Source organism: Amycolatopsis sp. FU40 (genome assembly GCF_021903635.1).
Taxonomy (GTDB): Bacteria; Actinomycetota; Actinomycetes; order Mycobacteriales; family Pseudonocardiaceae; genus Amycolatopsis; species Amycolatopsis dendrobii.
Genome location: NZ_CP091381.1, coordinates 1,980,652 through 1,993,041 on the forward strand (window position 1 = coordinate 1,980,652; position 12,390 = coordinate 1,993,041).

At 70.3% G+C, this 12,390-nt stretch carries 12 protein-coding genes; all 12 read right to left on the reverse strand.

Translation table 11 applies throughout. The annotated features are described in order from the left end of the window. Positions 1-2 precede the first annotated feature (2 nt). Genes L3Q65_RS10040 through L3Q65_RS10095 form a run of 12 tightly spaced genes read right to left on the reverse strand, consistent with a single transcriptional unit; the run spans position 3 to position 12,383 of the window. Positions 3-815: a mycofactocin-coupled SDR family oxidoreductase gene (locus tag L3Q65_RS10040; RefSeq protein WP_237599439.1), complete on the reverse strand. Its 813-nt coding sequence runs from the start codon at positions 813-815 to the stop codon at positions 3-5. 13 nt (positions 816-828) lie between these two features. Beyond that, on the reverse strand, positions 829-1,689 hold the full coding sequence (locus L3Q65_RS10045) for a sugar phosphate isomerase/epimerase (protein ID WP_237599440.1): 861 nt from the start codon (positions 1,687-1,689) through the stop codon (positions 829-831). A 5-nt stretch (positions 1,690-1,694) separates the two neighbouring features. Beyond that, a complete protein-coding gene (locus tag L3Q65_RS10050) occupies positions 1,695-2,534 on the reverse strand; it encodes a sugar phosphate isomerase/epimerase family protein (protein ID WP_237599441.1) in 840 nt (279 codons plus the stop codon). A gap of 10 nt (positions 2,535-2,544) precedes the next feature. Continuing rightward, positions 2,545-3,579 carry a substrate-binding domain-containing protein gene (locus tag L3Q65_RS10055; RefSeq protein WP_237599442.1) on the reverse strand — a complete coding sequence of 345 codons (1,035 nt, stop codon included), beginning with the start codon at positions 3,577-3,579 and terminating at the stop codon, positions 2,545-2,547. After that, positions 3,576-4,583 carry an ABC transporter permease gene (locus tag L3Q65_RS10060; RefSeq protein ID WP_237599443.1) on the reverse strand — a complete coding sequence of 336 codons (1,008 nt, stop codon included), beginning with the start codon at positions 4,581-4,583 and terminating at the stop codon, positions 3,576-3,578. Before L3Q65_RS10060 ends, L3Q65_RS10055 begins: the two co-directional genes overlap by 4 nt. After that, positions 4,580-5,593: an ABC transporter permease gene (locus L3Q65_RS10065; protein WP_237599444.1), complete on the reverse strand. Its 1,014-nt coding sequence runs from the start codon at positions 5,591-5,593 to the stop codon at positions 4,580-4,582. Before L3Q65_RS10065 ends, L3Q65_RS10060 begins: the two co-directional genes overlap by 4 nt. Beyond that, complete coding sequence (locus L3Q65_RS10070; protein WP_237599445.1) at positions 5,580-7,088, reverse strand: sugar ABC transporter ATP-binding protein; 1,509 nt, start codon at positions 7,086-7,088, stop codon at positions 5,580-5,582. Before L3Q65_RS10070 ends, L3Q65_RS10065 begins: the two co-directional genes overlap by 14 nt. Then, a complete protein-coding gene (locus tag L3Q65_RS10075; RefSeq protein ID WP_237599446.1) occupies positions 7,088-8,668 on the reverse strand; it encodes a GMC family oxidoreductase in 1,581 nt (526 codons plus the stop codon). Before L3Q65_RS10075 ends, L3Q65_RS10070 begins: the two co-directional genes overlap by 1 nt. A gap of 22 nt (positions 8,669-8,690) precedes the next feature. Then, the gene (locus tag L3Q65_RS10080; RefSeq protein ID WP_237599447.1) at positions 8,691-9,611 is read right to left on the reverse strand and encodes a sugar phosphate isomerase/epimerase; all 921 of its coding nucleotides are present in this window, start codon (positions 9,609-9,611) and stop codon (positions 8,691-8,693) included. Next, positions 9,608-10,654 (reverse strand): Gfo/Idh/MocA family protein, encoded by a 1,047-nt coding sequence (locus tag L3Q65_RS10085; protein ID WP_237599448.1) that lies wholly within the window; start codon positions 10,652-10,654, stop codon positions 9,608-9,610. The genes L3Q65_RS10080 and L3Q65_RS10085 overlap by 4 nt, the downstream gene beginning before the upstream one ends. Then, a complete protein-coding gene (locus tag L3Q65_RS10090; protein WP_237599449.1) occupies positions 10,654-11,481 on the reverse strand; it encodes a sugar phosphate isomerase/epimerase in 828 nt (275 codons plus the stop codon). Before L3Q65_RS10090 ends, L3Q65_RS10085 begins: the two co-directional genes overlap by 1 nt. A gap of 41 nt (positions 11,482-11,522) precedes the next feature. Further along, positions 11,523-12,383, reverse strand: a complete 861-nt coding sequence (locus tag L3Q65_RS10095) for a sugar phosphate isomerase/epimerase (protein ID WP_237599450.1) — start codon at positions 12,381-12,383, stop codon at positions 11,523-11,525. Positions 12,384-12,390 lie beyond the last annotated feature (7 nt).

Sequence of the window (12,390 nt, forward strand, 5' to 3'; positions counted from 1 at the left end):
GCTCACTTCAGCAGGAAACCCGCGTCGATCTGCTGGGTCGTGCCGGTGATCCATTTCCCGGCGTCGGACACCAGGAACAGGACGACGTCGGACACGTCGCGTACCGGCATCGCGTCGACCGGCATCAGGTTGTAGCGCATGGCGTCGCCGAGTTCTTTGTGTTCCTCCAGCCACTGCGGGAAGAACTCGTTGTTGGACATGGGGGAGTCAACGCCGGTGGGGTGGATGGTGTTGACCCGGATGGACTCCGGCGCCAGCTCGCGCGCGAGCGTCCGCATGAGACCGACGATGCCGTGTTTCGCCGCTGTGTAGTGCGTGCAGCCCGCGACTCCCTTCAGCCCGGCGATCGACGAGGTGAAGACGACGGAACCGCCCCGGCCGCCCGCCCGGATGTGCGGGATCACGGCCCGGCAGGCTTTGAACACGCCGGTCAGGTTGATGTCGATCATGTCGTCCCACGCGTCGTCGGTCAGCTCCCAGGTGTTCTCCGACAGGCTGAGGATGCCCGCGTTGGCGAGCAGGATGTCGACGCGCCCGAATTCGCGCATCGCGGTCTCGGCGAGCCTGGTCATGTCCGCGGTGCTGCGGACGTCGGCTTCCAGTGCGACACAGCGCCGCCCGGTCTTCTCGACCTCGGCGACGGTCTCGTCCAGATCGCCCGGCCGTCCGGTCGGGAACGGCACGGAGCCGACCTGATCGGTGATGTCGCAGACGACGATGTCCGCGCCCTCCTCGGCCAGCCGCACCGCGTGTGAGCGGCCTTGGCCCCGGCCGCCTCCGGTGATGACGGCGACTTTCCCGTCGAGCTGTCCCATCTTCGTGCTCCTTTCAGTGGTTGCGCAGTGCGGTGCGGAGAAAAGCGATGCTGTCGGCGGCGAGTGCGTCCATCGACGGCGCGACTGGGCGCCACAGCGAAACGGCCCGCGCGATTTCGGCGATCGTGGGCAGGAACGATTCGACGACGATCTGCCCGGAATAGCCGATGTCTTCGAGCGCGGCGAACACTTCCGGCCACGGGAGGTGCCCGCTGCCGGGTGTGCCGCGGTCGTTCTCCGAGACCTGGAAGTGGAAAACCCGGTCCCCGGCGGCGCGGATCGCGGCGCCGAGGTCCTTCTCCTCGATGTTCTGGTGAAACGTGTCGAGCATGAGGCCAAGGTTGTCGCGACCGACGGCGGCGCACAGTTCCAGACCTTGCTCGACGGTGTTGACGAGGTCCGTTTCAAAACGGTTCAGAGGTTCCAGCGCCAGCCGGACGCCGAGTTCGCCCGCGTGGTCCGCGGCGGCCCGCAGGCTTTCGGCCGCCCGCGCGCGTTGCCGGGCTCGTGCGTCCGGGGGCAGCAGCCGAGCCTGCCCGGTCGGCGCATACATCGGCCCCGCCACATGGGGGGACCCGACCGCCGCCGCCAGGTCCACGCAGCGGCGCAGGTAGCCCAGGCCGGCTGCGCGGGCGTCCGGGTCCGCCGCGGACACATCCCGGTCCGGGCCGAAAGCGCCGCAAACGCTGACGGCGAGTCCGTGTTCCCCGGCCGCGTCGCGCAGCGCCCGCGCGGACAGCAGCTGCGGATCCTCGACGCAGACCTCGATCACGTCGTAGCCGAGGCCCGCGACCTTGGCGAAGGCCGCGGGGCAGTCGGCGTCGGAGAACGGCGAGGCGAGCACGAACGTGCTCAGTCCCAACGGGTTGCGCATGGTCGTCACACCAGGCCCAGTTCGTTCTCGAGGCTCTTCGTATGGGCGATGGCCGCCTTCGTGTACGGATCGAGGAACTCCGGTGCGCCCGCGCTGGAGAGCACGCCCCAGACGTCACCGGCCGCGGGCAGCAGTTCGTAGGAGATCCAGCCGAGGTAGCCGATTTCGGCGATGGCTTGGACGATCGGCCGGAAGTCGGTGTGTCCGCAACCCGGTGCGGCGCGGTTGCTGTCGGCCAGGTGCACGTGGGCGAGCCGGTGCCCGCAGTGCCGGATCGCCGCGGCGATATCCGGTTCCTCCAGTGCCATGTGGAAGGTGTCGGCCATGCAGCCCAGCGCGGGATGCCCGGCCTCGTCGACGAAGGCGACCGCTTGGTCCATCCGGTTGATCAGGTAGGTCTCGTACCGGTTCCACGGCTCGACCGCGATGCGGACACCGTGGTCGCCGGCATAGGCGGCGATCGTCCGAGCGGCCTCGACCGCCCACGCCCATTCGCGTTCCCGGTCGGTTTCCGGCGTGATCTTCATGCAGGCCGTCGGAGTGAACGTGACGACCTCCGCGCCCAGCTCCGCGGCGTAATCGACGTTGCCGCGCAGGTAGTCCAGCGCGTTGCGGCGGACGGCCGCGTCGGTGCTGACCACGTCGCGTTCCGGGGTGAAAATGCTGATGACCGACGACGCGCGCACATCGTGCTTGTCGAGTTCGCGGCGGATCTCGGCGACGTTGTGCTGTGCTGGTTCGCCGACCAGTTCGACGCCGTCGTAGCCGAATTTCGCGATCCGCGCGATGCCCTCCGCGAGCGGCTCCCGGCCGTAGACGAGCGTGTTGTAGGTATAGCGGAACATCGGTGTCCCTTCACTCCGTGGCTTGGAAGTCGTGCGTGTAGTCGCCGACGTTGTGTTTGGTGAACGTGATCGGATCGCCCAGCACGATCTCGCCGTCGGCGCCGACAGTGCGGCTGCCGAGATGACCGGCGGGGAAGGACTCGCCTTGCCTGCCGGTGATCTTTCCGGCGATGTAGGCCGCGGCCGCGTAGTAGGCGAGGTAGCCGAGTTCGCGCGGGCTCCACAGGACGTAGGCCGGCACCTGCCCGTTCCGGAGCAGCTGCGCGTCGGCGCTCGGGTTGCCGAGGCCGGTCACCACGATCCGGTGCGCCGCCCCCAGATCGGCGGCGGCCTTGACGCTCGCTTCGAGCGCGATCGGGGTCGGTGCCATGATTCCCCGCAGATCCGGGTACGCCCGGATCAACGCGACGGCCGCGTCGTAGCTCTTTTTCGCGTCGTCGTCGCCGTAGGAGGTCTTGACCAGCTTCATGCCCTTGTTCTCCGGCCGGGCCAGCTCCGCGTGCATCGCCGCGATCCACTTGTTCGTGACCTCGGCGGTGGCCTGCGAGGAGACGATGCCGAATTGACCGGTGCGGTGCAGGGCGCCGGCGAGGATGTCGAACTGCGCACGTCCGATCGCGCCGGTGCTCGCCATGTTCACGAAGATCCCGCGCGCGCCGGCGGCCACGTCGCCGTCCCACGCCATGATCTTCGCGCCGTGGTCGCGGGCCGCGCGCAACGCGGGCGCGACGGCACTGGAGTCCACAGCGGACAGCCCGATCAGGCACGAGCCACGCTGCCGTCCGCTCTGGATCCGCTGGATCTGGCCGGTGACGTCGCCGGCGGCGGGACCGACGAACGACAGTTCGCCGCCCAGCTCGCGCTGCGCGTCCGCCATCCCGGTGTGCACGGCGGCGAAGTACGGATTGTCGGTCGACTTCGGGATCATCGTCAGGTTGCAGTCGCGGATGGACTTCGGCGCGGCCGGGCCGGTGCCCGAGGCCGGGGCGCAAGCGCCCAGCAGCATGAGCAACACGGCGGTGAGCGCGGTGCGGCGGGCGGTCACGAACGGCCTCCGGTTCGGCGGTCGCGCGCGGCACGGATGCGCGCGGCGAGGGCAGGGACGACGACGGCGCCGATCATGAGCAGGCCGGTGACCATGTACTGCACCGCAGTCTCGGCGTCGTCGAGCGTCATCCAGCTGGTCACGACCGTGACGAGGATCAGCGCGAGCAGGACGTCGGCGAACGAGCCTCGCCCGCCGTACATGCTGACCCCGCCGATCAGCACGATCCCGATCACGACCAGTTCCAGTCCGGTCCCGTTGGTCGCGCGCACAGTGCTGATGTAGCCGCTGTAGGCGATGCCCGCGACCGCGGCGACGGTCCCGGAGAACACGAACAGCGAACGTTTTATTCGGCGGACGGCCAGTCCGGAGAAGCGCGCGACTTCCGGGTTGCTGCCGATCGCGAACACCTTGCGGCCGATCGCGCCGCGGTGGAGGAGCACGGCAGCCGCCGCGGCCAGCGCGAGGAACGCGAGGAACCCGTACGGCACAAGGCTTCCGGGCACGGAATCCTGAGCGAACGACGTGAGAGCGCGTGGCAGTTCGCTGACGCCTTCGTTGCCCAGCAGGATGTACGCGCAGCCGCGGTAAAGACCGAGCGTGCCGATCGTGACGATCAACGACGGCAGCCCGACGTCGACCACGAGGATGCCGTTGACCAGACCGGCGACCGCGCCCGCGAGGATGCCGACGCCGATCGCGAGCCAGGCTGGCAGCCCGGCGCGCAGGGTCACGCCGAAGATCGCGGCCGACAGCCCGAAGGCGGACGCGACGGAGAGGTCGATCTCGCCGGCGGTCATGAGCCACGCCATCGGGACGACCATCAGGCACAGGCCGAGCGCACCGATCGCGGTGATGGCGAAGTTGTCCGCCGTGGCGAAATAGGGATTGGTCGCCGACGCCAGCACGAACGCCAGCACGACCAGCGCGGTGAGCATCAGCTCCCACGGTCCCAGCCACGACGGCAGGCGCACGGTGCGCTTCGGGGCGGCGGACTCGGTCATGCGGTCCTCCTTCGGGACGCGAGACGGCGGCGCAGGACCAGGTCGAGGGTGATCGCGACGATGATCACGAAGCCCTGGACCGCCTGCAGCCAGAACGGGGACACGTCCAGCAGCGCCAGCCCGATGCCGATCACGGAGAGCACCGCGGCGCCGAGGACGACTCCGGGGACGGAACCGGCGCCGCCGGTGATGCTGACCCCGCCGATCACGACCGCGGCGAGGATGACGAGTTCGTAGCCATTGGCGGCCGAGGAGTCGACCGTGCCGTACCTGGCGCCCCACAGCACGCCCGCGATCCCGCAGAGCAGGCCGGTCACCGCGTACGCCCCGAACACGAGCTTGCCGGACCTGACGCCCATCCGCTCCGCGGATTCCGGCCCGCTGCCGGTCGCGAGCAGCGCCCGGCCGGTCAGTGTGTGCCGGACCACCAGGTGCGCGATCACCGCGATGACCGCCGCGTAGACGAACATGCCCGGGATTCCGGCGATCGACCACGACGCGAGCGCCGTGTAGGACGAGGGCATGTTCTGCGCGGTGATCTGCTGGCTGCCGGCCAGCGCCGAGTCGGCGCCGCGGAACACGTACAGGGTGCCGAGAGTGACCATGATCGACGGCACCTTGAGCGTCGCGACCAGCGCCCCGTTGATCGCCCCGAGCGCGAGGCCGAGCAGCATCGCGACCAGGATCGGCACCACGAGCGGCAGCCCGGGATGGGCGGCGATGACGGCCGCCGCGGCGTAGGCGGTCAGCCCGACCGTGGACCCGACGGACACGTCGATGTTGCGGGTGAACAGGACCAGCGCCTGTCCGGTCGCCACGATCACGACGATGGCCATGTCCGCGAGCACCTGGCTCAGCGTCCCGGCGCTGGCGAATCGCGGCGCGAGCACGGAGAACCCGGCCACCAGCGCGACCAGGACCCCGGCGAGGCCGAGCTCGCGCTGGGCGAACCGGGACCGGCGGCGGGCGAGCGGCGGCGCGGGCGCGGGCGTCAGCTCAGACGTGTGCACGGTCCACCTGCCCGGTCATCGCACCCAGCACCTGCTCGGCGTCGAACGGGCGCCGGACGAATTCCGGGCCCTGGCGCCCGCGGTAGAAGGTGACGATCCGGTCGGCCACCGCGAGCAGCTCCTCGAGTTCGTTGCTGATCAGGACGATCGCCAGTCCCGTGGCCGCCTGTTCGGACACCAGCTGGTGCACCTCGGCCTTGGCCCCGACGTCGATGCCCTTGGTCGGATCGTCGAGGATCAGGATCTCCGGGTTCGTGGCGAGCCACTTGCCGATGACGACCTTCTGCTGGTTGCCGCCGGACAGGGCGGCCACCTTCTGATCCGGTCCGGCGGTGCGGATCCGCAACCGGTCGATCGCGCCGGCCGCCAGCTCTGCTTCGCGGCGGGCGGACAGCAATCCGAAGCGGCGTATCCGGTCGAGGCCTGCGAGCGGCAGGTTGAACCGGATCGAGTGATCCAGCACGACGCCTTCGGCGTGCCGGTCCTCCGGGACGTAGGCGATGCGCCGCGCCATCGCGTCGCGGGGCGAACGGATCGCCGCCGGTGCGCCGTCGACGAGGATTTCGCCCGAGTCGGCCGGATCGAGCCCGAACAGCCCGCGCGCGATCTCGGTGCGCCCGGCGCCGACAAGTCCCGCGAGCCCCAGGATTTCGCCGCGCCGCACCTGGAACGAGACGTCGCGGTAGGCGTCGCGGCGGGTCAGCCCCCGCACTTCGAGCTTCACCGCACCCGGTTCGATTTCGGCCTTGGGGAACACGTTCTCCACCGCGCGGCCGACCATGTGCCGGACCGCGCTCTCCGGCGTGAACTCGTTCGCGGGCCCGCTGATCACGGTGGTGCCGTCGCGCGAAACCGTGACCCGGTCGGCGAGGTCGAACACCTCGTTGAGGCGGTGGCCGACGAACAGCACCGCCACGCCGGCCGCCTTCAGCCGCCGCACGATGGCCATCAGCCGATCGACTTCGCGGGCGGACAGCGCAGCGGTTGGCTCGTCGAGGATGAGCAGCCGGGTTTCGCCGAGCAGCGCCTTCGCGATCTCGAGCAACTGCTGGTCGGCACTGGGCAGCTGGTTCACCGGGGTGCGCGGGTCGAGATGCGCGCCGAGCCGCGCGACCGCCTCCGCGGCGTTGCGCTCGATCCCGGCCCAGTCGAGCAGCCGGGTCCGCCGTCGCGGCGGGGGCTGGGTGAACATGATGTTCTCGGCCACGGTCAGGTCCGGGAACACCACGGGATGCTGGTGGACCACCGAGATGCCCATGGCTCGCGCCGCGCGGGGATGGGGAATGGTCACTTCGGCGCCGTCGAGCACGATGGTGCCCGCGTCCGGCCGGTGCACGCCCGCCAGGATGTTGACCAGGGTGCTCTTGCCCGCGCCGTTCTCGCCGAGCAAGGCGTGCACTTCGCCCGGATACAGCTGCATGGTCAGGTCGCGCAGTGCGGTGACGCCCCCGAAGCGTTTCGCGATCCCGTTCAGGGCGACCAATGGGGCGGTCATCATGCCTCCCCGAAGGCGGTGCCACGGGCTGCGGCCGCGAGCCGTTCCGCCGTCATGACCGTGGGCAGCATGGTGTTGGCGGCGGGCGGGACCGGGATGACGGAAGCGTCCGCGACGCGCAGGCCCGCGCAGCCGTGCACGAGACCGGTTTCGTCGACCACTCCGCCGCGTTCGGGCGGAGCCATCCGGCAGGTGCCGGTGAAGTGGTAGCCGGAGGCGGCCATCTCTTCGATCGTGGCGTCGAGCGAGGCGTCGTCGGCGATCGTGGCGGCGTCGATCCCCATCGGCTCGTGCAGCAGGCCGGCCAGCGGGTCGCTGGTGATCACCTGCCAGCCGAGCCGGACGATCTCGCGCATGGCGTCCCGGTCCGCCCGCTCGCCGAGATAGTTCGGCCGCACGCGGGGGAGTTCGGCGGGGTCGAGGGACCTGGCCTGGACCGTCCCGGTCGCGCGCGGTTTGTTGAGCACACAGCCGATTCCGGCGACGTGAGAGAGGTCCGTGCGCCCCTTGCCCGCCAGACCGCGCGCATTTTCTCCGGTCGTGGCGACGTCGAGATAGGCGAACATGGTCAGCTGCGCGTCGAGCGATCCGGGCTGGACGGTCGTCGAGGTGCGGACGGCCGTTTGCAGGCTGAAGTCCTCCGGCGACCACGCTCCTTCCCTCGGGGGAGCGACGAGCGGGACGGAGAAGTGGTCGCCAAGATGCCGCCCGGCGGGAAGCTCCGCGATCGTCGGAACGCCAAGCCGAGCCAGCACGTCCCGAGGGCCGATGCCGGATCGCTGGAGCAGGGCGGGGCTCTGGATCGCGCCCGCGCACAGGATCACTTCGTCGGCGCCGATGCGGGGCCCGTCGGCCGGCTCGACACCGGTCGCGCGGGTGCCGTCGAAGGTGATCCGCCGGACCAGCACCCCACCGCGCACGGTCAGATTGGACCGGCCGCGGGCGTGCGCGAGATGGGTCAACGCGGTGGACATCCGCAGCGTGCCGCGCCGGTTCATCGGCACCGGCCCGACTCCCTCCGCGTCCGGCGCGTTGAAGTCGCTCGCGTCCTTGATGCCGAGGTTCCGGCAGGTCCGCACGAACGCGGCCTGCAGCGGTCCGTACTCCGCCTCGGCGGCCCGCACGAGCGGAAACAGCCCGGCGCGGCCATGGATGTCGTCGCCGGGCGCGGCGTCGGCTTCCAGCTCCCGATAGGCGGCCAGGACGTGCGGCCAGTCCCAGCGCGGGTTGCCCAGCGCGGCCCATTCCCGGAAATCGGCGGTCGCGCCGCGCAGCGAGATCATGCCGTTGACGGCCGAACCGCCGCCGACCAGCCGGCCCTGCGGCGCGGCGATCGGGGCATCGCCGTGTCCTTCGACAGTCAACGCCCAGTCGTGGCGCGGGTCGGCTTCGGGCGCGTGCCCGCGCATGGGCACGTACCGGCCGTCGCGCACCGCGTCCGGGATCGCTTCCTCGGCGGGATAGTCCGGGCCGGCTTCCAGCAGCAGGACCGTCCGGTCCGGGTCCTCGCTCAGGCGGGCGGCGACGACGCACCCTGCGGTGCCGCCTCCGACGACTACCACGTTGTAGTGCTCGGTCATGGCTTTCTCCTCCAGCGGCGACTCAGGCGACGAGCAGGGGGCGGAGCGTGCGATGGGCGACTTCCAGGCCGGTGCGGACCTTGTCCTCGGTGCCGCCCCACACCGGGTCTTCGTGTTCGACGGACAGCACGCCGTCGAAACCGCCTTCGTAGAGCGTGTCGACGACAGCTCGCCAGTCGACCTCGCCAAGGCCGGGCACGCGGTAGCGCCACCAGCCGACGTCGAACGGGTCGGCGCGCCCGATCGCCTTGCCGGGCCAGCCGTAGCGGTGGCGGCGTTCCGGGAACAACTGGATGTCCTTGGCCTGCGCGTGCGGGATCTTGTCGACGTAGGGCCGCAACGCCGCCACCGGGTCGATGCCCATCCACATCAGGTGGCTCGGGTCGTAATTGAGGTAGAGGCCGAGGGAGAACATCCATTCCCACAGCTCGGGGGAGTAGGCCAGGTTCCCCGGATACCCGTCGGGATGCCAGCCTTCCATGACGCAGTTTTCGACGATGAGCTTGACGCCCAGTTCGCCCGCGCGGTCCACCAGCGGAGCGAACACCCGCTCGGCGTCGGCGAGGTTTTCGGCCACGCTCCGGCCCGGATGGCGCCCGATGAAAGTGCCGACGGTCGGACAGCCCAGTCCTGCGGCTGCCTCGAGGCACGCGAGCACGTGCTCGTTGACCGCCTTGCGTTCCTCCGGGTCCGGATGGAGGTTGTTGTCGTAGAACGCCAGCGACGACAAGGTGAGCCCGTGCCGGTCGAACAGCGCGCGAGTCTCGTCGGCGCCGTGCCCGTCCAGGTTCGCGGCGTCGAGATGGGTGGCGGTGAACGGCCGGTCGCCGAGGTCGGGCCACGCGGCGACCTCGAGGGCCTCGTATCCGTGCGCCGCGGCCCATTCCGCGATCTCGGCGAGCGGACGGCCGGGCAGGCAGGCGGTGAGGAAACCGAGCTTCATGACGAGGGAACCTCCACCCAGGTCGAGGATGTGCTGGACGTGATGACGGCGTCGGTGAGTGCGGCGGCCCGGGCGCCGTCGGCGAACGTCGGCAGGCCGTCGGGGACGGTTCCGCCGAGCGCCTGATAGGTGTCGGAGACAAAGGCGTTGAAGCAGTCCTGGTAGCCCTGCGGATGGCCGGGCGGCAGTGCGCAGTACCTGGCGGAGGCCGGCGACATCGCGGCGGCGTTGCGGTCTAGCACCGTGTTCGCGCCGAGTCCGCCGATGTGCAGCTGCTCGGGGTGTTCCTGGTCGAAGGCGTACGAGGCGCGGGAGCCGTCGATCGAGAACCGCAGCGAGTTGCGTCGCCCGATCGTCCGCTGGCTCACGACGACCGCGCCGGCCGCACCCCCGGTCGTCTCGAACTGAACGGTGGTGGCGGTGCCTTCGCCGGTCGTCCGCGCGCACACGCGGGCGATCCGGTGTCCGGTGACGAATTCGACGAGGTCGCACCAGTGCACCCCGATGTCGGCGAACGCGCGGTGGCGCCCGCCCTCGTCCGGTTCCCCGCGCCAGCCCGCACTCGCGCCGCCGGCCTGCCAGTCCTGCAGATACGCGCCGTGCAGCAGGCTCAGCTCGCCCGCCTGGCCGGCCGCGACCCGGGCACGGGCCTCTCGCACCGCAGGGTAGAACCGGTAGACGAACGGCACGGTCGCGATCCGGCCGGCTGCCGCCGCGGCGAGGGCCGCCGCGTCGGCCAGGGAGGTCGCCAGCGGTTTCTCGCAGACGACCGCCTTGCCCGCGTCGAGCGCCCTGCGGGCCAGCGGCACGTGCAGCGAGTTGGGGGTGCAGATGTGCACCACGTCGACGTCGTCGGACTCGGCGAGTTCCTCGGCGCTCGACGCAGGAGCCGTGGCGCCCAGCCGTGTCGCCGCTGCCGCCGAACTGTCCGGAGTGGACGCCGCGACCCGCGTCACGGTCGCTCCGGCCACCCGCACCGCTTGCGCGTGCACCGCGCCGATGAACCCCGCGCCGATGATTCCGGCGCGCACCTGATCCGCCATTATCGGGTCGTCACCGCCTCGATCCGTCCGTCCAGATAGGACTTGCTGATCCGGGCTGCCTCCGCCGGATCGCCGTCGTAGTAGTCGAGTTCCACGAACAGCCATCCGTCGTAGCCGATCTCGCGCAGTGCGGCGAACACGTCGTCGAAATCGACCTCTCCTTGCCCCAGCGGCAGGAACCGGCCGTCGCGCACGTCTTTGAGGTGCACGTGCCGGACCCGGTCGCGGTGCTCGCGGATGAGCTGGGCCGGGTCGCCGCCGCCCGCGACGAGGTGCGCGGTGTCGGGGCAGAACCCGATACGGGAACAGCTGAACAGCCGCCGGACCTCGTCGGGGCTTTCGACGATCGTGGTGAGGTGCGGGTGATAGCACGCTGTCAGCCCCCTTTCCTCGGCCAGCTCGGCGACGGTGTCGAGCGCTTCGCCGAGCCGGTCGTAGTCGTCGTCGCGCGTTCCGCTTGCCCGGCGCGCGCCGCCGCCGACGACGAGGTGCTCGGCTCCGAAGGTCGCGGCGAGTTCTGCGGCACGGCGCACGCGGTGCAGCTCGTCGGGCAAGAGCTCGGAGTAGATGAAGTTCGCTCCCGTGTAGACACTCGCGAGCGTCAAGCTGTTCTCGCCGAGCAGGTCCCGCAAGCGCTGTGGTTCGGCGGCGAAGTCGGCGAGGTTGCCGTCGAACAGTTCTACGCCTTCGTAACCGGCCGCGGCGATGTCCCGCAGCGCGCGCGGCATCGATCCCGGGACCCGGTAAACCAGGTCCTTGACGCTCGTTACGCCGGTCGGGTCGCCGGTCACCCCGCCCCAAGTGATCGTGTGGCAGCCGAGTCGCATCGCATCCTCCTTCGAGACGAAACCTGAACCTGCGCCCGCGGCTACTCGCCGGCCCCTGCGCGGCGGAGGCGTTCCCGGACGTACCGGTCGGAGGCGGCCAGTTGCGAGGTCACTTTCTCCAGGGGCCAGCCGCCGGTGCCGTGGCATTTCAGGCTCGCCGGGCCCTGGTAGCCCAGCCGCCGCAGGGCGGCGAGCGGGACGCTGTGGTCGAGGGTGCCGTCCGGACGCGGCAGCTGCCGCTCGCCCGGCCCGAAGTTGAGCCCGTCGACGCCGCGCCGGTAGTCGCGGTCGATGTCCCAGATGTAGTAATAGAAGAGTTTCTTGCGCTCCGCGAGAAAGGCGAGCACCTCGCTGATCGTTTCCTTCATGACCCACAGATGCGACGGTGCGACGCAGACGCCGAGGTTCGGGTGGTCGAGTTCGGTGACCAGCCGCTTGATCTGCGCGAAGCTGTCGACCCCTTCGTCCCACCGTTGTTCCTCGCCGATGCCGGACTCGAAATCCGCGCTGAACGGGACCGTGAGGTGGTTCTCGACCGCGATGCGGATGCCCTTGGCGGCAGCGGATTCCACCAGCGGCGGCAGGAAGGAGCCGACGAAGTCGGAAAAGTTCGCCTCGCAGTCGAAGACGACCGTGTCGATGCCCAGCTCCGCCGCGAGGTCGATGCGTTCGGCGATTTCCTGCTGGTTCTTGCCGTACGCGGTGAGTCCGCACGGGGTGATGCCGCAGGTGTCCAGCGCCTTCCGGATCGCCCCGACGTCGTCGCCGGGATTCACGTGGTGCGCGAGGGGAGCCGCCGAGGACCACAGATTGACCTCGCGGAATCCCAGCCCGGCGAGTTCGCGCAGCGCGAGGTCGAGCGGAAAGTCGTGGTAGGGAAGAATTTCTGCGGTGTACCGCATGTTTCGG

Excerpts from the sequence above, each read along its gene's own strand:
- L3Q65_RS10040 (WP_237599439.1), bottom strand. The coding sequence starts at position 815 with ATGGGACAGCTCGACGGGAAAGTCGCCGTCATCACCGGAGGCGGCCGG.
- L3Q65_RS10045 (WP_237599440.1), bottom strand. The coding sequence starts at position 1,689 with ATGCGCAACCCGTTGGGACTGAGCACGTTCGTGCTCGCCTCGCCGTTC.
- L3Q65_RS10050 (WP_237599441.1), bottom strand. The coding sequence starts at position 2,534 with ATGTTCCGCTATACCTACAACACGCTCGTCTACGGCCGGGAGCCGCTC.
- L3Q65_RS10060 (WP_237599443.1), bottom strand. The coding sequence starts at position 4,583 with ATGACCGAGTCCGCCGCCCCGAAGCGCACCGTGCGCCTGCCGTCGTGG.
- L3Q65_RS10070 (WP_237599445.1), bottom strand. The coding sequence starts at position 7,088 with ATGACCGCCCCATTGGTCGCCCTGAACGGGATCGCGAAACGCTTCGGG.
- L3Q65_RS10075 (WP_237599446.1), bottom strand. The coding sequence starts at position 8,668 with ATGACCGAGCACTACAACGTGGTAGTCGTCGGAGGCGGCACCGCAGGG.
- L3Q65_RS10080 (WP_237599447.1), bottom strand. The coding sequence starts at position 9,611 with ATGAAGCTCGGTTTCCTCACCGCCTGCCTGCCCGGCCGTCCGCTCGCC.
- L3Q65_RS10085 (WP_237599448.1), bottom strand. The coding sequence starts at position 10,654 with ATGGCGGATCAGGTGCGCGCCGGAATCATCGGCGCGGGGTTCATCGGC.
- L3Q65_RS10090 (WP_237599449.1), bottom strand. The coding sequence starts at position 11,481 with ATGCGACTCGGCTGCCACACGATCACTTGGGGCGGGGTGACCGGCGAC.
- L3Q65_RS10095 (WP_237599450.1), bottom strand. The coding sequence starts at position 12,383 with ATGCGGTACACCGCAGAAATTCTTCCCTACCACGACTTTCCGCTCGAC.